Origin of the sequence: Legionella hackeliae, assembly GCF_000953655.1 — a bacterium.
Lineage (GTDB): Bacteria > Pseudomonadota > Gammaproteobacteria > Legionellales > Legionellaceae > Tatlockia > Tatlockia hackeliae.
Map to the genome: position 1 here is coordinate 1,124,515 of NZ_LN681225.1, position 20,536 is coordinate 1,145,050.

The following is a 20,536-nucleotide window of genomic DNA, read 5'->3' on the forward strand; positions in this document are numbered from 1 at the left end:
CGATAAAAGATTACTTAAATTCTCTGTAATAAGGGTAGGTTGCAAAATTTAAAATTTCTTTGTCGCCAGAACTATCGCCATAAGCATAACTGATTTTGGCGGCAGGGATTATCTCAAGAACGCGTCGTAGTTTTTCTTGACCATTACAACTTTTCCCCTCCACACGGCCCGTCGCCTGGTTAAATTCATCAAATTCAATTTTGGTTGAAACAACATCGTCAAAGCCTGTCTTATGTGCCCAGTAATCAATATAGACATTGTACGCTGAGGTTGCTAATACACAGTGATGACCTTGTTTTTTATGCCATTGTAGGCGCTCAAATGCCGAAGTTTTTACAAATTTTGGGATAATTGCATTTGAAAAGTGCTCACCGCTTGCATAGAGAAACTCACGTGACAAATTTTTAAGAAAAGTCTTTGCAATAGCCCCGTTTAATTGATCAATGTCGATAAGTTGTAATTGATAAGCCACAGCATTTGGTAATTTTTTAATAAATTTCCAGGTAAAATAATAACCCCAAATAAACTTTAAGAACGGTACAGTCGTGTTTTTCTGCGTGATGGTGCCGTCAAAATCAAAAATTGCCACAATTTCAGGGGTTTTCTTCATGTATTTATTCTCAAATTGTCAATGAAATGCAAATTCAAAGTCTTACTTAAAAAAGTGCATCAATTATTAAGCAATTACTTATTATCTTAGCTAAAATTTAAATATTTGCAGGTTTAACATATATAGCATGGCCGTAGGATGACAATGAGGACTAGAGCTTGAATGAAACTCTTTTTTACATTATTTGGGGGGTTAGAACTCTTTATGTCTTGAGTTTAAAGACTATTTTATTTACGGTTATTTTTTTATTTTTTCAATATGGCTCTGCGGTTTCCGAGTTATCTCTTTTGGGTATATTAATAAATTTGCCAATGGTCTTCTCGGCATTCGTTGTAACTCGCATTATGGATAGGATGGAGATAAAGTTTCTTCTTGTAACGATTTTGTGTGTGCAAACCCTGGCTTTAGGAACTCTGATTCTATTGATGAATCATTATCAGGCTAATTTAAACGGTATTCTTGTCATTGTTGCAGTTTTATTCACAATGAGTTCAACAGAGATTAGTTTATTTGATAAATCCATTGTCTTGCTATTACCGGAATCTAAAAGAGCAAGAGGAGTTAGTTTAGGACTTGTAACTACCGCTTTTGGTTATATTTCTTCTCCGCTTCTTGCCAGCGTATTGCTCAATGTTGTAGATAGTAAGCTGGTTACTTTTTTTGCATTTATATCAGCAATTATCTATTTACTGCCTTTAGCTAAATTGAATAAAAAATATATTAGTTCAGAGGTTAATCTGGATAAAGCCATTTTCCGATTGACTGAATTAAAATTATATCCCTTATCCTTGCAATTATTATTGGCGTTTTCACTAACCACTGTTTGGACTAATTTTATTAGTTTCCTTGTTATACCTATTTTGAATCTCCATCATCCTCAGTGGTTTGTAGGCACAATTTTATCACTCAGTGGTATTGGTGCTTTATTGGGCGGAATGTCGATAAGTTGGTTATTTCAAAGCAAATCAAATCGAAAGAGTTTAGGGATATGTTTTGCTTTTACTGTATCAAGTATGGTTCTTTTTATACTGTATTCAGGTTCAGTTTCTCTGTCCATTTTATTAGCGCTTATGGGGGGAATTACGTCATCCTGGTCCTATGGAATTTCGCAAATTATTAGCCAGAATTATCTGGATCATAACAAGATTGCTGGATTTTATATGTTTAGAAATGCAGCCAGCGCTATTCTTTTAATGATCTTTTATGCCATTAATGCTTACTTCGCTAAAAGTATTGAAGCTATGATTTATGCTATCGTTTGTTTCTTATTCTTTTTTATTTTTCTCTATATTTTATTTTATTGGTATGGAAAATCGGTAGTTGTTGACAGTCAAAGAGAAAATGACTAGCTTAGGCCCTCCTTAAGGATAGTTTACAGGAGGTACTATGACGAATTTATATGTTGATCCCGATATTGAGAAAGCATCAACTATCCCTTCCCAGTTTTATACGTCTATCGATTGGTACGAACAAGCCAAAGAAAAAATATTTGCGAAAACCTGGCAGTTTTGTTTAAGCACAGAAGCCTTAAGATTAAGTGGCCAGCTTGTGCCATTGACCCTCTTGCCTGGATTATTAGACGAACCTTTGTTATTCGTGCGTGATGAGCAGGAATCACTGCATTGTTTAAGCAATGTTTGTACGCATCGCGGTAATCTTTTAATCGATGCACCCTGTACAGCGCATAAGATAAAATGTGCTTACCATGGACGTCGCTTTAATCTTGGTGGTGAATTTTTGCATATGCCTGAATTTGAAAAAACCAAAGATTTTCCATGTGAAAAAGACAATCTTTCTCAAGTTCCTTTTGGGTGCCTGGAGCCGTTTATCTTTGCCTCATTATCCCCAAGAATTCCTTTTCAAGAGGTTTTTGCTGAGATTAAAGAGCGTCTTTTCTGGCTTCCAATGAAGGATATGCGCCTAGATATTAACCGCTCACGGGATTATCTGGTGAAGGCACATTGGGCTTTATATTGTGAAAACTACCTTGAAGCGTTACACATTCCTTTCGTGCATCATGCATTAAGAAAAGTCATTGATTGCGGAACATACACGACGGAGTTATATCCCTATTGTAATCTGCAATTGGCGTTAGCAAGTAGTGGCGAGGAGAGTTTTGAGTTACCTAAAGATTCCCCTGACTATGGAAAACAAGTAGCGGCCTATTACTATTGGATATTCCCAAATACTATGCTTAATTTTTATCCCTGGGGCTGCTCAGTCAATGTAGTAAAGCCACTTGGGCCTGAATTAACTAAAGTTTCTTTTTTAACCTATGTACTTGATGAATCCAAACTGGGTAAAGGTGCTGGCGGTGATCTTGATAAAGTTGAGCGGGAGGATGAGGCTGTTGTCGAGTCGGTACAACGAGGAGTTCGTTCTCGTTTTTATGACACAGGTCGATTTTCACCTACGAAAGAGCAGGGAACTCATCATTTCCAACGTTTATTGTGTGAATTTCTAAACGATTAAGTCGCGCACTAACAAGTCTAATTAATAATTCAAGGACGATGAAATGCCAGAAATATCGCAAGGGAATGCGTTGCATCGCAAGCTCAATGCACGAATTCTAAGCATGATTACACTTGGCGGCTCCATAGGGACAGGTATTTTTTTAGCCAGCGGTAATGCTCTCTCTTTGGCAGGTCCCGGGGGAACATTGCTGGCTTATCTTATTATGGGATGTGTTGTTTATTACCTCATGACAAGTTTAGGGGAAATGGCTGCGTTTATGCCTACAACAGGCTCATTTTGTGCTTACGCAGCAGAATTTGTTGATCCCTCATTAGGCTATGCGCTGGGATGGAACTATTGGTATAGCTGGGCCGTGACCATTGCGTCTGAGATCTCAGCGTCTTCATTAGTCATGCATTTTTGGTTTCCTGAAAGTTCGCCACTATTATGGTGTACTGTGTTCTTAATGCTAACCGTGGGGTTTAATGCCATCTCAACACGGGCATTTGGTGAGGCAGAGTATTGGTTCTCATTTCTTAAAGTCGCTGTCATTATTTTATTTATTGTCAGTGGTTTTGCCATGATTTTGGGGATTACAAGTTTTGAGCCTGTGGGATTTAAATACTGGACGATTGGCGATGCACCCTTTCACGGTGGATGGGCAGGGGTTGTTAGTGCGTTTATGGTGGCAGGATTTTCGTTTCAAGGCACTGAATTATTAGGTATTGCAGCGGGAGAGAGTCATAATCCGGCAGAGAATGTTACTAAAGCTGTGAAATTGGTGTTTTGGCGCATTGTACTCTTTTTTTTATTGTCCTTGTTGGTGATAAGTCTTTTAATTCCTTATACTTCGGAGCAGTTAACTAATGCCAATATAGCAATGAGTCCCTTCACGCTTGTGTTTGCACAGTATGATAAAGCATTGGCAGCGATGCTCATGAATGGGGTCGTATTGCTTGCCATACTTTCTACAGCGAATTCTGGACTTTACGTTGCTAGTAGATTGTTTTGGCATATGGCAAAAGAAGGCCACGCACCACGTGTTTTTGCCAAGGTGAATAAGCGCGGTGTACCGATATATGCATTATTAGTGACAAGTTGTGTGGCTTTATTGTCTTTCCTTTCATCATTATTCGGTAATGGCCTTGTTTATTTCTGGTTGCTGAATGCAGGTAGCCTCGCTGGTTTGATTGCCTGGATGGGCATTGCCATTAGTCATTATCGTTTTCGTAAGGCATACCTTATTCAAGGGAAAGATCCAGGCAAATTACCCTATAGGGCAAAAGGCTATCCTTATGGTCCTTTATTCGCTTTTGCCCTGTGTTTTATTATTATCAGTGGACAAAATTATGCTGCTTTTATGAGTCATCATATTGATTGGTATGGATTACTTATTTCCTATATTGGCTTACCGATGTTCTTGTTGGTTTGGTTTGGCAATAAATGGCTGAAAAAGACAAAGATAGTGAAGTTACATGACTGCAAATTTGATTTTGAATCGCGTTCTAATTATTAGCTGTTATTAGAATGTAGTAGATTGGATTACCTCACAGCATCATTGCGAACGAGGTGAAGCAATCCAATTGTTTATCAGTTCATAGAAGGAAAATAATTTTCTGCATAAGTATCTTGGGCTAGATTTTGGTAAAGAGATAACCAGCTATTTTTATCCCTAGGATCTAAAGGATGATAGCCCACACTTTCCGGTAAAGCAGGGGGTGGGGAAGTTTTAAAGAATCGAGCGGGCGACGTTATATTTGATTCTAGAGTAGTATCATTCCTATTGGAGTCGACAAGAACAGGTGATTGTTGAGCTACAAATTGTGCTATTGGCTGAGCTTGAGGTGGAGCCATATTGCTAGAGGGATAGGAAGATGGGGCTGTAACTTTAAATGGTGCATGGCGTGAAGTGCGGTTGGTTTGCGGAATAGCAGACAAGTCGGCATGGGGGGCAGAGGGCGGTATATTTTGAGCCTTGCTTTGTGTATTCCTAGGTGCGATTGAATGAGGTTGTACTTCAGTAATGGTGACTTTGGTATCAAACGCAGTCGCAACCAATGTAGTTGCAGATTTGGGTTTTCCGTAGGAATTTATTCGCTCAATATCTTGGAGCAGTAATTGTCTTTCTATCTCTACTACAGATTTTCTTTTTTCTTCAATTTTTCTCTCAGCCACATCGTGCGCATTTTGGCAATATCCCCTCAAAGCCTCAATAAAAGCTGCTTTGTATTGTGTTTGTGGTAGATCTAGCTCATGTTCTGGTAAAAGCGTGTCAATGAGTAAAAAAGGTTTTTGAGCAACCACCATGAAGGATGCCCATTCATCAAGTATTTTTTTAAGATCTTTATCGGGATGATAATGGGTCACAACGTTTTCTAGAAAATGCTGAAAAGTAGTGCAGGCTACAACGTTCCATTGATAACGGATATCTTCAATCCTTTGCGTAAAGATTTCTGGATGCATTATTTTGTCCTCAATTGAAAAAAAATTACATATTCTATCGATTAACGAGACATTTCGAAAGAAAATTTACCATCAAGTTAATGCTTTTAGTTCTTAGTGAGTTTGGATAAGATAAATAGAAGTTAGCACTAGGATAGAATAATGCAGAGCGCGGAATATGCTAATACGATCAATATTTGCACCCAAAAAATTACCGATTTACCCTACAATGAAATCAAATATCATTTGTTTTTAATGCTAAATACCTTAAAAAATAAACAGACAGAATTCACGCAACAATTTTTACAAAAAATTGAAGAATTTATTGATAATTTAGGAAAGTTGATGCAAGCAAAGCTTCCCACAGAGTTGGAGGTACAGCAAACACTTGAGCAAGTTTTTCTTCAATACCAGCAACTAACGAATTTAGCTAAAATAGATGCAATTGAAGCTAAAATAACTAGATTCTTAATTAACTTAGGTGCGGTTATTTTAGCATTCATACTAGGCATAGCCGGTGGGTTAATTGGAGGTATTTCGGGATTTGTTCGCGGGCTATGGAATTTCACTAATCCATTGGCTTCTTTTGCGATAGGCGTAGTTACTGGTGCATTTTTAGGCGGTGCGATTGGATTTAGATTGCCTAAAAAACTATTTAAAGAAGAGCTATTCAGGCAATTAAAATGTTGTTTGGATGGGATTCATGAGTGCATTGAGACGATGCAAAAGACTCATTCCTTTGCTGTTTATAAAGAGCAAGTTAGACAAAAGTTGTTAAGCGACTATTTTTACGGTGATGAAGCGTCCTTTCAGCGTTTTTTACAAAACAATGTTTCTTACAAGATTAATACTCTTCGAGCCCGATTCCTTAGCCCAAGCTTGGAGGGATATTTAGGACAGCATGCTTTTATGACTCTGACAATTGATGAGAATACTCCTCCTCTGACAATAGAGTTTTCAACAGCACCAACCGATTTGACACGTTCAATTTCACAATGTGAAAAACGTATTGTTTCAGGTGAAAAAATTGTCGACATGCTTGCACTTCACGAACAATTGCAAATTACACATACCTGCACCACCGAATATATTGTTTGCAAGATGAAACCAGGAGAAATTGATTGTCTTAGTTATATCAATAAAATTTTAATTGGGACATCCCAAAATGCAACCACGGTAAAACGTTTTGATGGTAAAGAAAACTGGTTGGGAAAAAATCTAATTGGTTTTTTTGTTCAGAATTTAAGCCCATTCCGACAAGATATTTTATTGCACGAACCATTGTTAGAGGATAGGGGGTTAGTTACAGGAGGGGGCTAATGATAGATAGTATTTGTGCTTGCAGTTGTACTTCTAAAAAAGTGGACACCTCTTGAGACACTTCAGGCTTCACATTGCACACCATGTCTACAAATCAGGATTCCCAAATGCGACTGTTAGCTGCGCTACAAATACTATCCATACCCCAAGAATAGTTCAAAAATTGACCAATATCAACATGCGCAGTCAATTTGTCCTTTCTAATTTATGCTGGAATAATTAGTCATCGGGGTAAAATAGAAGTAGAAGTTTAAAAACAAGGAGTTAAAATGCGTCATTTTCTATGGAAAATACAAAATAAAATTCTTGCAATGTTACCCATAAAAACCCTGGGTGCTCGTGCGCTTGTTATCCAAGAAAATAAAGTGCTGCTGATAAAACATAGCTATATTAATGGTTGGTATACGGTGGGTGGCGGTGTTGAGCGAGGAGAATCACCCCTCCAAGCTGTTCAAAGAGAGCTTTTTGAGGAAGTTGGTATTAGATGTCTAGATGAACCGCGATTGTTTAATGTTTATTACAATGGCAAAGAAAAGAGGGATGATTATATCGTTTTCTATCTCGTTGAAAATTTTGCAAAAGAAAAGGTAAGCTCCGTCGAGGTTTTGGACGAGGCCTGGTTTGACTTAGATAGTCTTCCTCAAGAGGTTTCACCTGCGACGAAAAGACGGATTGAGGAATATAAAGCAATTAGACCGGTGGCAGAAATTTGGTAATTTTATAACCTGGTGGTGTGCCTTGCTTTAACACTCTCTCATAGGCATCCCACTTGCCTTGTTTAACACGAGTCCACAGTCATTGCCCCCTGCCTCGGCTTGTCCAAGACTTACAACATTGCCTACCTGCCTCGGCTTATCCAAGCCTTACAACATTTGTCCACCTGCTTCGGCTTATCCAAGCCTTACAACATTTGTCCAGCTGTCTCGGCTTGTCCAAGACTTACAACATTGCCTACTTGCCTCGGCTTGTCCGAGGTATCCATTGGATGTTCAAATTAAAAGAGATGGCTAATAATTCATGTCTCAATTTGTAGGAAGAAAAATTTGCTCTTGATTCAGATCTTCCTGGATGCCTCGGACAAGCCGAGGCACGTAGATGGCAAAGGTGAATACCTATCATATCATTGCCTTACTTACCTCAGCTTGTCCCGGGCTTACAGAATTGCCCACTTTCCGGCTTGTCAGAGCCTTACAACATTTGCCCACCTGCCTCGGCTTGTCCAAGACATACAACATTTGTCCACCTGTCTCGGCTTGTCCAAGACATACAACATTTGTCCACCTGTCTCGGTTTTTCCGAGCTTTACAACATTGCCTACCTGCCTCGGCTTGTCCGAGGTATCCATTGGATGTTCAAATTAAAAGAGATAGCTTATGAAGTTCAAGTCTCAATTCGTAGGAGGAGAAATTTGCTCTTGATTCAGATCTTTCTGGATGCCTCGGACAAGCCGAGGCACGTAGATGGCAAGGTGAATAGCTATCATATTATTGCCTTACCTAACTCGCCTTGTCCCAAGCTTACAGAATTGCCCATTTACCTCGGTTTGTCGGAGGCATCTATAGGGTTAATAAAACCCTATAAAGACTTCATAAAAATTCCTAAATCGGGTCTTGTGTTCATTCTATATTGATAAACGGTATAGAAGGCAATTACATTCTTTAGGTAATTACGAGTTTCTCGCCAGGGTAAAGTCTCTATCCAAATGTCCATCTGCTTTGGCGAACTTTTTTTAATCAAGGCAATTTAATACCTCCCCGGTTTTAAATGGTCTCGTCGCTAGGTATATTATCATTGGCACCCTTTGGATATCGATAAAAAAATGGTTATGGATTAGTGGGCAAAGATGCTAGATTAGAATCAAATCCCCCATATTACACTCCCTTTTTTTTAAACACCTCTACCAGTAGCAAGTGAGGCAAAGTAAGTGCTGCCAACATATATATTGTTAAAAAAAATCCCGCTCCCTGCCAATCCAAACTGGTTGATAAAAAAGCAAATGCCGTTATTGAAAAAATGTACGTTAACAAAGTCATCGGCAATAAGTCCTTAACAAATGTTCGATATGATGAATAACCTATCTTTTTATAAAGCATGGCAAAATATTTACAAGAGTGAATACCAACAAAATAAACTGTCAAAAAAGCCAGTGGCGGCGCTAACAATGAAGCCATAAGCACGATAATAACCTCTTGAGCACACTCTTTTTTTAAAGTGAAAAGCCCAAGGCCAATTGCTGGTAATAAACAACATGCAGCCCACTGCAAAAAATGGGCGTATAACATAGCTTGTTCTGAGCCGATTAGGTAGGAAAATAAGACGCATATCTTTTGAGTATGGAGTAATGCAGGCAGACAAATAATAGATAGACCAATAATTAAAGCTAAAAAATAACAGTATACTTTTGCCTGAAACACGCTTGAATCATAGTAATCCATGCCAAAATGATAAGCAGAGTACAATAAAAAAAAACCAAAAAAGAAAGAAGAAAACCAGTAAAAACCAAGAAAAACCCCAATCGCCAATGACAAGTAAGCAATGAATAATACAATTATATTACAATTGCTAAGCGCAAATTTTTTTCTTAAAATCCACAAGTCTAATGCGCCATGTGGGATACCGATAACAAACACCATTACAAAAAAAACAAGCATAGCAGATGAGGGAAACCAAATCGTTAGCAAAGACATTATGATGAAATTTCCGATTAAGGCCAAAGACTTCATAAGACTGCCTTGATGAATGGCCAACTTGGTACTGCTCGTATCACATTCCAGCGCAAAGACCATCCAAGAGTTCCATTCATAAAGTGGGCAAACTGAGAAGGATTCAATCTTGAGGCCAATAGTATGAATATCTCAGGAGAAAGTGGCATTTGACGCAAAAGAACACGACAAAAACAAAGATCCATCCATCTATCTATAGCCAAGTCTAACACCGGCTCCTTTAATGCTTTGTTCATTCCAATTTGCTGGGCATGATGCCAAGCCCGTTGTTGGATACGTAAAAAACCATAGCCGCTTGAAGCTCTTAATGACCCTTGGTGCTGGGCAAAAACATGGCATGACTTTGAGTTTTGAGCAACTTTGTCAATGCCCATAGGCAAAACAGCAGCCTCTTGCCTTAAGGTATCAAATTCAGTCGTATATTGATGCGCGAGTTTAATACATTCTTGCATGAGCTGTTCAGGCTCATGATAAATAGAACTAAATCTTGTCACTTCGAGCAATGCATGATAAGGACTGAAAGGTAAGACATAATCAAATTGACAATAAATATCGTTAGCAACAAGATTATTCATAAGATGAGCTGAAGTTGGGTTAAACACGGGTTGTTTGGTTTTGATCTCAACACCATAAAAGATTTGATGCAACGGCGCTTTTTTTCTAAGGATAAATTGGTTGGGTCTTGTATCGATCACATGACGGGCAATAAACTTACCAATAGAGGTATCCACAACGAAGCAATTTTTTTCTTTGCTTATAGCGAACACTTTTATATTCAAGTGTAACTTTTGCCTAGGATCATCCTCAATAGCCGCCAGAACTTTATTGTAATAATCTTTACTCTTGATGATAGCATAAGGTGTAGCAAGGTTAGTATGTTCAATAACTACTGAACCTTTGCTTAAGGTCCACGTAGGCCACTGATGAAAAATGATGTCTTTATGGGGAAACTGGTCCATGGTCAACCAAAAACACCAACTTCGATCATCCTCATAAAATTCGCGTTGTTCTATAATATCGATGGTCTGTGACCCCTGAGTTTGGCTATAAAAAAAGGCAGTCGCCAAACCCGCACAGCCTCCACCAAGAATTAATACATCACAGTTGTGCGAGGGCATGGTAGTATTTTCCAAAAACAAAATTAAAACCGGCCCAACTTGCCAGGGTTATTTTTTTAAAATTTGATATTGATAAACGGCCACTCCAGTATTCATATCCCCCTTTTGCAACGCTTAGGCCAATATGCCGGTAGAGTCTCATGGCAACAAAGATAGTAAAACGAGATCTCGCAGGTATAAATTTTAAGCCATGGCACGCGCTTTGGTAATAATTCTCGGCCAAATTTAGGGCTTTTTTCATTGCCAACTGAGTAGGTAATCGATACTTGGCCTTTAGCACGCAGCCTGGTTCATCAAATCCAAGCCATTCCACCGGTAGGTACAAGCGATTTAGTCTGGCATCCTCCAGCACATCACGAACAATATTGGTTAATTGCATGGCAACACCTAAGTGACTAGCATATTGAGTTGCCTGAGGGTCAACACAGCCCAATATAGGACACATCATCTCTCCAACTGTTCCTGCTACCTGATAAGCATATTGAATAAGTTCAGGTTCATTGAGAATTCTCACTGTTCCCAGATCTTGCTTTATTCCTTCAAGCAAATTTAAGGCTGAATTTAATGGAACGTTTTGGTGATTAATGAGTTCAATCATACCTTGAAGCGTTACATCATCAGACCGATTGATAGATAATGCACCAGAAATAGCATCTAACTTTAATCTTGCAAGACTTTTTTGATCATCATCTAAAGCATTATCTGCTAAATCATCACAATAGCGACAAAAAGCGTACAGTTCTGAAGCATGGGCATGTGTCGTTTGTGGCAATAACATGGCCGCAAAACTAAATGTTTTAGCGTGTGCCTTAAAGACAGTCTTGGCATTCATGTAGTGCTCCTAAATTGCTACTTGAGGAAGTAGTTTCTCTACAATCTTGGCAGATGATAATACCCCAGGTATCCCTGCACCCGGATGTGTACCGGCGCCAACCAAATACAACCCATTAATTCCCTCAGCCTGATTATGGTGTCGAAACCAGGCTGATTGATAAAATAAGGGGGCTACAGAAAATCCGCTTCCTTGGAACGCATTGTAATCAGTCTTAAAGTCTATTGGTGTTTTGCTGATGCTGATAGTCAGCTCATCAGACAACCCCGGCAAACAGGTTTGCTCTAATTTTGTTATCATTCGCCTGATAAAAGGACCTGCTTGTTTTTGCCAATCAATTCCACTACTGAGGTTGGGAACAGGGCACAAACAATAGAAAGCGTCATGCCCTTTAGGTGCCATACTAGGATCTGTCGCCGTGGGCCGGTGCAAATACATGGCCATTTCATTTGACAGGACTTTCTTATTGAAAATATCAGCCAACAAACGTTTGTAGTCATCTCCCATGATGATTGTGTGATGGGGCACCTCATTGTATTTCTTTTTCGTACCAAAGTACCAAACAAAAAGCCCCATGGATGGCTTACTTAAAGCCGTTTTCCACTTTGATACTAAAGGCTGATGCTTCGCTGCAATCATGTAACGATATAAATATAGAGGATCTACATTTGAGATGACCACATCACAAGAAACATGCTCACCGGTTTGCAAAACAATTGACTGGACCTGTTTATCAACAATTTTTATGTGCTCCACAGCGCTATTTAAGTGGATCTTGATACCCACTTCTTTCATCAGTATCGTCATGGCCTCAATGAGCTGCCCTGTTCCTCCCATCACATAGTGAACACCCCACTTACGCTCTAAATAATGAATGAGGCTATATATAGAGGTTGTTTCCACAGGGTTGCCCCCTACAAGCAAAGGTTGTATAGAAAATGCTTGTCTAAGTGCTGGGTGCTTGATAAATTGGGTTACCAACTGCCAGACACTTTTGTAAGATTTTAAGCGAATCAAGCTTGGTATCACTTTCGCCATCTGAGTAAATTGATGGAAGGGATGATCGGCAAGCTGTTCAAATCCGATTTCATAAATCTCTTTGGAGTGAGCCAATAATTCAAGGTAGTTGTCTTTATCTTCAGGTGAAATACGACCAATTTCAGACAGCAATTCCTCTAGTGAACCGCCATAATTAAATATCATCCCGTCCGGATATAAAAAACGATACCAAGGCTCGATGGGAACCAATGTTACGTAGTCTCTCAGTTGACGATCAAATAACGCAAACAATTCCTCTAGAAGAAAAGGTGCCGTTATCACGGTTGGACCAGCATCAAAAGTATAACCATCTTTACTGTAGACTTGCGCACGACCTCCCAGCATGGGGCATTGACAATATATATTAACTTCATACCCTTTTGCTCTGGCGCGTAAGGCTGCTGCCATGCCCCCTAAACCACCACCTATAACCGATAATTTTTTGTTCACGCTAGATCCTTAATCAATCTAGGCTGAATATTACGGTATAATTGCAAAAAGGGCAGTCTCATGTCCTGGGGTAATTTGTGTATCATTGTTTGAGCTTGACACAAGTGGCTCTTGGCTAACTCATGTGCTTGAATCAACATGATGGGGTTGTCCTTATCAAATACATTAAAAATACAAAAATTGTGCTGGTCTTTGTCTTCTTCCATGTCAGATATATCATCAACAATTTGATAACTAATCACTAAGTGACGAATGATTTCCTCAAATAAAGGGTAATAGATGATCTTCTCGCTGAGGAGCGATGCCAGCTTAATGCCCAGCATCATTAGCTGGCCAGACTTAAGCCAGCAAATATTGATGTAATCAACCAGCTGAGGTTTATTTAGCGTAATTGCGTTAATATCCCGAACTTGGCCTATAATCGTTTTTGTTACAAAGTTATGAATTAGTCGTATAGAGCTACCAATATAATCATATGGCAGAAGAGATGCTGTATGATAAGCCATCGAAATAAGCAAATCACCATAAGCAAGTGCTTTAGCAAGACCAAACTTTTGACACAAAGACTTCTGACCTCGCCGAAAAACGGCATTATCTTGAATATCATCGTGTATCAAAGACGCATTATGAAGCATTTCAACAAGAGCAGCACAATTGTTAGCTGCATCAAAGGGAAGTTTCATGGCTATCGAACAATTAAAAGTGAGTCGTGCTCGGTTCAAGCTTCCGGGGTGCTGAAAATGAAAACGACTTATCTGCTGCATATCCTCATCTAAATCACTTTCAATGAGCTGTTTGAATAGAACCATAAACTCATGAGAGTCAAACATTGGCATTTTACCCTGAGTCAAGACGGTGAGAGATATACCCAATATCCTTAAGAATATTGGGTGTGGATCGAATTAAAGTTCAGCGTACCCTTCTTCGCTTGATTTGGATCGGGCAATGAAGAAAATGAGTAATCCAAAACCAGCTTTAGCTACGATGTCTGCAATAGAATAACCAACCTGGACAGCAACAAAAGCATGACCGCCTCCAAGACCCAAGTTTGGTAGCAAATAAACCACAGGGTAAAAACACCAGGCTAAGACTGTTAAATAACAAGCCTTTCGAACCAAGGGTTGTGTTTTTTGAGGCTGTTTGGAAATAGATGCACGCAGACCAAAGAAGAGCTCGTAAACAATATAAAGGAAAGGAATCATAGACAGTACCCACCATAACAAGCGTGATGACATGTCAACGGAAATCTCACCAGGGTAACCGAGTATAACCATCACAGCAGCTGCAAATCCTAACTTGACTGAACGAGAGACAGTCTCTTCATGCGATAACTTCATGACAAGAATAAGCTCTACAAGTAGAAGGGGAACAGTTAACAACCAGTCAACATAACGGTAGGCATCGTTAAAAGGTTTACCCGATAAAGTAACGCGATCACCCATAACATTGTAAGCATGTTCAAATGAGAAAAAGATTTGAAGGTAGTGGTAAGCTGCAATAAAAGTAACCAACCCAGTAATGGAGATGGCTAAACGATATCGCCCAGAAACACGCGCCAAGTTCAACCAGAAAAAAAGCGTTGCCGCCATCATTAAAGCAAAAGTAAATGAAAAAACGTTATAAAGTAAGTTGTACCCTATAAGCCCCAAATTATCCATAATTTTTTCTCCGATTTAAATTTTTTAAACCACTCAGTCGTTCACTAGAATCCCAGGCACAGGGCATAAGCGGTTATGAACGTTTTTAATTGACAACATATACCAAGCCTCATCAAAACGCGTGCTTTTTTAATCTCATTTAGCCAATAATATAAAATGCTATTACATGAACTAAAAGTCAAATCAAAAAAAAGCGTCTAAAATCAAGCCGCTAAAAGAAACATCAATTTACAATGTAGCAAATAATAAAAATCAATACAATCACGAGCTCACCTTATGGCTAGTTTGTAACGAATGAAATTTTGATTTTTCTATCTTTCTATTTTTCTATCAGGCTATGACGCAGCCTATTTTTTGATTCGTTGAATTTTTGCTCTTAATGTCATCAAATTAGACCGCATCAGGTGTGCTGCGACAACGGAGTCTCCTTGGCTAAGTACTTTTGCTAATTTATAAATGGGGCATGTCATGTTGCTGGTGATCATGGAGTCTTGCAAAAGTGCCCAAGATCAATCATCGTATAGGCTATTAGCTTCATCGCGTAATGATGAATGCTGTGTTGTTCGAACCGCAGCAGTAGGGGTTGAATTTGTCCTCCCAGGAGAACACTCTCTCTATTGTTCTTAACTGCTTTTGAATATAGCCTTACCAAAAAGCCTTTTTCTGCTTCGTTTGTTAGACTTCCTGTTGCGTTTATTTTAATTGATGTTGGGCACTATGCCCACTGCTTTTGCAATAACTTTGAGTTTGTTGAATGCGTTAGGAAATAATTTGGTTTCATTCGCATTGCCAGGTGCGGTAACAATGGGTGTATTGGGCCGAAGGAATGCATTGCCACTTGCTTCGACTTATGCGGGCTTTACAACATGGCCTACTTGCCTCGGCTTGTCCGAGGCATCTAGGGTTAATAAAACCCTATAAAGACTTCATAAAAATGCCTAAGTCGGGTCTTGTGTTCATTCTATATTGATAAACGGTATAGAAGGCTATGACATTCTTTAGGTAATTACGAGTTTCCCTCCAGGGTAAAGTCTCTATCCAAATGTCCATCTGCTTTGGCGGATGATTTTTTAACCAGTAGGCAACCTGGCGCGGACCGGCATTATAGGCGGCAGCCATAAGGACAGGGTGGCGATTATAGCGAGCGGCTAATTGCCTTAAATAAGCGACACCAATATTAATATTTTTTTGCGATGAAAAGAGTTGTGCCTTGTCGCCGTAAGTAATTTTTTCACGTTTAGCGACTGCACTGGCTGTTGCAGGCATTAGCTGCATTAATCCTCGAGCTCCTGCAGGCGAAACCACGTCATCGCGAAAACCACTTTCCTGACGAATGATGGCGTATACAAATTCCGGGGGGATACTGTAGTTTTTGGAGTATTCGCTGACTGTTGTGCGATAGGCGAGTGGAAAACGCAAAAACAGTTGATTACTTAAGTCTTCAGTATTACTTAAAAAAACCGATTTGCCATGCCACTGTAAATCAGTCGCAATCCAATAAGCTAAAGCACTCTTATCCTCTTTTGGCAATTCTATAACAAAATCATTTAAAAGACGGGAGGCTTGTACGGCCTGTTTTGTCTGATACAGTGATTTAATATTCTGTGTAAAAGGTTGATAGGGTTTTAAAATTGATAAGTCAGAAACCGGAGGTTCGTTTTCAAAGCTAGGCTTTTTATTGAGACGTAAACTGGCTAAAAATCCATAATAATTCCTGGACTTAGCCACTGACTGATAAATTTCATTGGCTTTAGCTTTTTGACCTTGCGCCTCCAGAGCACGAGCCAACCAATATTGCCAACAAGGATTCTCTTTATCCTTAGAGTGGTTCACAAGTCGCTCAACCTCGGCCCATCGTTGTTGTTTAAGAGCCAGGCGGATTTGCCAGTCAAGTAACACATCGGTGTAATAAGCGGGCTTAATTTTGGCGAACCAATATTGGGTATCTTCATGATTGCGCATGGCTTTATAAATCACGAGATGGACCAAGAAACTTTGCTGCTGTGGAAAACTTAGCATCTTTCTTGTTTTTTCGGTTTGGGAAAACTTGATTGCCTCATCCATATTGGTTGAAACCATACGTTTTAAACCGAATAAATAAAATGCATTATGCAATTCCCCAGGTTGTAATTGCATAATGAGTTTGGGATTTAGATAAATGGTGGTTAACAATTGGATATCATTAAGCCGAGGTTGCTTATACTGTCTCAATAAGTAACGAGCAAGACCCACATTGCGCTCCTCCAATGCGAGATGGATACGCTGGGTAATCAGGCGTTCATCAAAATTAGGGTCTTTGGTCAGTAGATTAAATAAGGTATTACAGGCAGGCGGTTGAGAAGACCCTGTAAGCCACAGAGGTTTGGCGCCATTCAACGCCTCCGTTTGTTTGCCTTGTTGATAATCGGCAAATAAAGCAAAGCACTGTAAATTCACATCTATAGTAGGTTTATAATGCTTTGTATAGTTAACCCAATCTTTATTTTGAGCAAGATGATAGAGCCATTTATTACGTAATTTTTGCGCAAGAGGGGTGTCGCTATCAATAAATGCATAGAAATCCGGTCCCGGATTCTCAGGTAAATTTTGACTCCACTGGGTGTAGGCATTAAACCGATTCATGTAATCGGCACCTGAGAATGCATGGGCAGCAAATGTCAGCCCTATTACCAGGCAACCTGTTAATAATGTATTTTTCATAGACTCTTAATGGGTTAGGTCATTGAGTTCATTACGCATGGCTGTAATCGTTTCAGCATAATCATCTGTTGAGAATATAGCAGAACCTGCGACAAATTGGGTAGCTCCAGCTTTTGCCAGGCGTGCAATATTGTTAGTGGTTACTCCACCATCAATGCAAATCGGCAAATGAGGGAATTTTGTTTTAATCCATGTAATTTTTTGCTCTACTTCGGGAATTAACTGTTGTCCGCCAAAACCGGGGTTAACTGTCATAACCAAGACAAAATCAAGCCTGTGGATACACCACGCTAAACATTCAGGGGAGGTTGCGGGATTTAAAACCAACCCTGCTTCACACTCCTGTTGCCGAATTAATTCAAGACTACGATCCAGATGAATTGTAGCATCAGGATGGATACTGATGCGATTTGCACCTGCTTTGGCAAAGTTAACAATAAGATCATCGACTGGGTTTGTCATCAAGTGCACATCAATAGGAATGTGCGGAAAACGCTCGCGCAAGGCCTTACAAATAGGGGGGCCAAAAGTAAGATTGGGGACATAGTGATTATCCATCACATCAAAATGAATCAGATCAGCACCTGCTTTCATGACCAAATCCACTTCTTCACCGAGTCTTGTCATGTCAGCTGAGAGTATAGAAGGAGCTATCAGGTAAGTCATTATTCGACCTTAATGGTAATTATAAGAGTCAAGAAGCAGGAAATCCTGCTTCTTGGGTTCCACCGTTAAGCATTCATCCAGTAGTTAAAGTTAAAATTAAGCGTGTGGAAAGTAAATCGATCGTTGGTATTGTTAAGTTGTTTGGAGGTGAGGTAGCGATAGTCCATACCCACGGAAAAATAATCATCCATCTGATAATCAATCCCGAGAATTGCCTGAGCAATTGGAGTAGTTTCACCATCATTAACATCAAGAACGGAGGTAAAGCCATAGGTACCTGTATTAGGGTTGACCTGATTGATGTTAATGACCCAGTCATTTTTAATATTGGCAAACCCTACACCCACACCTAAATAGGGTATCCAGCTAACATCTCGTCCTTCGTGATTATAAAATTCGTAAAGGACATTGAAAAGGCCGGCACCTACTTGCGCATGGCCACTCATGCTATATGGATTTGTTACTACAGTAATGGTGGTCGCGGTAGTAGTACTCGAAGAGGTTGTAGTTACAGTTTGCTGATTTTTGCCAAAGCTAAGACCATCAATGGTAATATTTTTGTAAGTATTATAGTTAAAAAGTAATTCACCTTCAAAACGAAAACCACACCAGCGATAACCTAATTGTCCGCCTAAACCACCACCAAACTGGTATTTAATTTCTCCATTACCATTGGTGGGTAGAGGTACGTATTGTAAATCCCCTACCTCGAAATGATTCGCTTTATTATAGTTGTAAATATTTTTATAAAGCACAGAAAGTTGATTGGTAGTTAGAGTAAAATCTTGTGTGGGTACATAACTTCCAGTAAGAAACATACCAAAATACCATCCATCTGCAGGGTAGTACGCAAAGGAAGTTGTGCTGGTTGTAAGGAGTCCTGCCAGAGTGAGCTTAAGAAGGTTTTTCATTCTAAGTCCTTAGTTAAAACGGGTGCTTCTACTATCCATAAACGCTGGCCCTTCGGCCAGCTGATACTATTCGTCGCTGCCGAACCAATAATTGAAATTCAAGTTCAACGTGTGGATGCTATAGCGTTCATTAAAACCAGAAATTTCCCGCGTTGTGACATAGCGGTAATCAAGGCCCATTGAAAAACTATCATTAAATAAATAACTGATACCCAGAATGGCCTGGCCAACGGGGGTAGACGTATTTTCTTTAAAGTCAATCAAGCTTGTTGTTACAGCAGCACCGCCTGATGTGGTACTGTTAAAATCAAGCTGCAGCTTGTTTTGAACGTAACCATAACCGATCCCTAATCCCACATAAGGAACCCAGCTGACTTCATCCCAATCATCACTGTAAAAATCATAATACACATTAAAAAGTGCAGCCCCTAAGGAAGTATTGCCGCTTATGCTTAAGGCTGAGAATGGATAGGCCAATGCGGTATTTTGATTTTTACCTATAGTAAGCCCCCCCACAGTGATTTCATCATAAGGGCTATAGTTGTAAAGAAGTTCACCCTCAAAGCGAAAACCACAGTAGCGATACCCGATTTGTCCGCCGATACCCCCACCGGTTGAGTACTTAACTTCTCCGGCCGGACTGGTTAGCGGTGCATACCCCAGAGAGGTTAGCAGGCTATTGATTGAGCTAAAACTGGTAGAAGAAAGAGTGAAATCTAAACTGGGGGTATAACTTAACTCACCCATTAGACCTGCATACCAACCGTCTGATAATGTTGCTGAAAAAGAGGAACTGCTGGCAATCATCAATCCTGCTAATCCAAACTTAAGCATGTTTCTCATGACTTGTCCTTACTTATAGCTAGCGCCATCAAAGCGATAAATTGCTCCAACGCTTGCCAAGTGGGCTTGAAATACTTTTCCAAACTCATCAGCACGCTCAGTTCCGATATAGCGGTAAGCGAGGTTAACTGCATAGTTTTCAGCGAAATTATAAGTAAAACCGGCTGTACCCTGATAAGCAAAAACACCATCATCAATTTTGAAGCGTGTTGCAACAGGACCACCTGCAAGAACTAAAGGACCACTGCTATTCAATCGTGCGGTAACATAGCCATAACCAATACCAACACCAAGGAATGGCGCGATGCAAGGTACCATTTCTGGGAAGTCATAGTAGACATTTGCCATACCGAAGGTGCCTGTTGTTTCACCCTCAACGCCAAGTTGATGAATGTTATTTATTTTAAATCCACTCAGATTGGCATACACATAAGTAATTTCAGCTTCATAACGCAAAGGCATGCTTTGATAACCTATGCGTCCGCCACCGTTCCAGCCTCCATTATAGGAAGGATGAGCACGTAAATAACCAATAGGGTAGTAACTGTAATAGGTTGTGTTAGTGACATTATCAGGAATGTAAGTGTAACCACCAAAAACACTACCATACCAGCCATCAATAGGTATGGCGGCTGAGACCATGCTGGAAGCGAGCATAGCTGCAGAAAAAAATGCAATTCTCATGAGATCCCTTTTTTTATTATTATTTTACAGCATCCAATGTTAGCGATTTGACTTTATTTTGCAAGCAGCTTTTTATGCTTTAACACT

Annotated in this window: 19 protein-coding genes; 6 read left to right on the forward strand and 13 right to left on the reverse strand. The window is 39.7% G+C overall.

Going from position 1 to position 20,536, the window contains the following annotated elements; genetic code table 11:
* Positions 1–10: 10 nt before the first annotated feature.
* Positions 11–610 carry an HAD-IB family hydrolase gene (locus tag LHA_RS05145; RefSeq protein ID WP_045105585.1) on the reverse strand — a complete coding sequence of 200 codons (600 nt, stop codon included), beginning with the start codon at positions 608–610 and terminating at the stop codon, positions 11–13.
* Between the two features lie 158 nt (positions 611–768).
* Here LHA_RS05145 and LHA_RS05150 point away from each other — a divergent pair, with 158 nt between their 5' ends.
* Genes LHA_RS05150 through LHA_RS05160 form a run of 3 tightly spaced genes read left to right on the forward strand, consistent with a single transcriptional unit; the run spans position 769 to position 4,580 of the window.
* A complete protein-coding gene (locus tag LHA_RS05150) occupies positions 769–1,959 on the forward strand; it encodes an MFS transporter (protein ID WP_045105586.1) in 1,191 nt (396 codons plus the stop codon).
* A 37-nt stretch (positions 1,960–1,996) separates the two neighbouring features.
* A complete protein-coding gene (locus LHA_RS05155) occupies positions 1,997–3,082 on the forward strand; it encodes an SRPBCC family protein (RefSeq protein WP_045105587.1) in 1,086 nt (361 codons plus the stop codon).
* Positions 3,083–3,125: 43 nt separating this feature from the next.
* On the forward strand, positions 3,126–4,580 hold the full coding sequence (locus LHA_RS05160) for an amino acid permease (RefSeq protein WP_045105588.1): 1,455 nt from the start codon (positions 3,126–3,128) through the stop codon (positions 4,578–4,580).
* Positions 4,581–4,654: 74 nt separating this feature from the next.
* Here LHA_RS05160 and LHA_RS05165 read toward each other — a convergent pair whose 3' ends face one another.
* Entirely contained in the window at positions 4,655–5,527 is an 873-nt protein-coding gene (locus LHA_RS05165; RefSeq protein ID WP_045105589.1) for a hypothetical protein, read from the reverse strand.
* Between the two features lie 141 nt (positions 5,528–5,668).
* Here LHA_RS05165 and LHA_RS05170 point away from each other — a divergent pair, with 141 nt between their 5' ends.
* Positions 5,669–6,826 carry a hypothetical protein gene (locus LHA_RS05170; RefSeq protein WP_045105590.1) on the forward strand — a complete coding sequence of 386 codons (1,158 nt, stop codon included), beginning with the start codon at positions 5,669–5,671 and terminating at the stop codon, positions 6,824–6,826.
* A 269-nt stretch (positions 6,827–7,095) separates the two neighbouring features.
* Positions 7,096–7,542, forward strand: a complete 447-nt coding sequence (locus LHA_RS05175; protein ID WP_045105591.1) for an NUDIX domain-containing protein — start codon at positions 7,096–7,098, stop codon at positions 7,540–7,542.
* A 1,155-nt stretch (positions 7,543–8,697) separates the two neighbouring features.
* Here LHA_RS05175 and LHA_RS05185 read toward each other — a convergent pair.
* From LHA_RS05185 to LHA_RS05210, 6 genes are all read right to left on the reverse strand, one after another.
* On the reverse strand, positions 8,698–9,513 hold the full coding sequence (locus LHA_RS05185; protein WP_231861982.1) for a Brp/Blh family beta-carotene 15,15'-dioxygenase: 816 nt from the start codon (positions 9,511–9,513) through the stop codon (positions 8,698–8,700).
* Positions 9,514–9,545: 32 nt separating this feature from the next.
* Positions 9,546–10,667, reverse strand: a complete 1,122-nt coding sequence (locus LHA_RS05190; RefSeq protein WP_045105594.1) for a lycopene cyclase family protein — start codon at positions 10,665–10,667, stop codon at positions 9,546–9,548.
* Positions 10,648–11,499 carry a phytoene/squalene synthase family protein gene (locus LHA_RS05195; RefSeq protein ID WP_045105595.1) on the reverse strand — a complete coding sequence of 284 codons (852 nt, stop codon included), beginning with the start codon at positions 11,497–11,499 and terminating at the stop codon, positions 10,648–10,650. Before LHA_RS05195 ends, LHA_RS05190 begins: the two co-directional genes overlap by 20 nt.
* Positions 11,500–11,508: 9 nt before the next feature.
* Positions 11,509–12,987 carry a phytoene desaturase family protein gene (crtI, locus tag LHA_RS05200; protein ID WP_045105596.1) on the reverse strand — a complete coding sequence of 493 codons (1,479 nt, stop codon included), beginning with the start codon at positions 12,985–12,987 and terminating at the stop codon, positions 11,509–11,511.
* Positions 12,984–13,817 carry a polyprenyl synthetase family protein gene (locus LHA_RS05205; protein ID WP_045105597.1) on the reverse strand — a complete coding sequence of 278 codons (834 nt, stop codon included), beginning with the start codon at positions 13,815–13,817 and terminating at the stop codon, positions 12,984–12,986. Before LHA_RS05205 ends, crtI begins: the two co-directional genes overlap by 4 nt.
* Positions 13,818–13,889: 72 nt before the next feature.
* On the reverse strand, positions 13,890–14,645 hold the full coding sequence (locus LHA_RS05210; RefSeq protein WP_045105598.1) for a bacteriorhodopsin-like: 756 nt from the start codon (positions 14,643–14,645) through the stop codon (positions 13,890–13,892).
* A gap of 468 nt (positions 14,646–15,113) precedes the next feature.
* Here LHA_RS05210 and LHA_RS17270 point away from each other — a divergent pair, with 468 nt between their 5' ends.
* The gene (locus LHA_RS17270) at positions 15,114–15,272 is read left to right on the forward strand and encodes a hypothetical protein (protein WP_156413576.1); all 159 of its coding nucleotides are present in this window, start codon (positions 15,114–15,116) and stop codon (positions 15,270–15,272) included.
* A 288-nt stretch (positions 15,273–15,560) separates the two neighbouring features.
* Here LHA_RS17270 and LHA_RS05220 read toward each other — a convergent pair whose 3' ends face one another.
* The 5 genes from LHA_RS05220 to LHA_RS05240 form a co-directional block, all read right to left on the reverse strand.
* Positions 15,561–17,345 carry a transglycosylase SLT domain-containing protein gene (locus LHA_RS05220; RefSeq protein ID WP_045105600.1) on the reverse strand — a complete coding sequence of 595 codons (1,785 nt, stop codon included), beginning with the start codon at positions 17,343–17,345 and terminating at the stop codon, positions 15,561–15,563.
* A 6-nt stretch (positions 17,346–17,351) separates the two neighbouring features.
* Positions 17,352–18,011, reverse strand: coding sequence for a ribulose-phosphate 3-epimerase (gene rpe / locus LHA_RS05225; RefSeq protein WP_045105601.1), 660 nt, complete (start codon positions 18,009–18,011; stop codon positions 17,352–17,354).
* A 65-nt stretch (positions 18,012–18,076) separates the two neighbouring features.
* Positions 18,077–18,922: an outer membrane protein gene (locus LHA_RS05230; protein WP_045105602.1), complete on the reverse strand. Its 846-nt coding sequence runs from the start codon at positions 18,920–18,922 to the stop codon at positions 18,077–18,079.
* 66 nt (positions 18,923–18,988) lie between these two features.
* The gene (locus LHA_RS05235; protein ID WP_045105603.1) at positions 18,989–19,765 is read right to left on the reverse strand and encodes an outer membrane protein; all 777 of its coding nucleotides are present in this window, start codon (positions 19,763–19,765) and stop codon (positions 18,989–18,991) included.
* 9 nt (positions 19,766–19,774) lie between these two features.
* Entirely contained in the window at positions 19,775–20,449 is a 675-nt protein-coding gene (locus tag LHA_RS05240; protein ID WP_045105604.1) for an outer membrane protein, read from the reverse strand.
* Positions 20,450–20,536 lie beyond the last annotated feature (87 nt).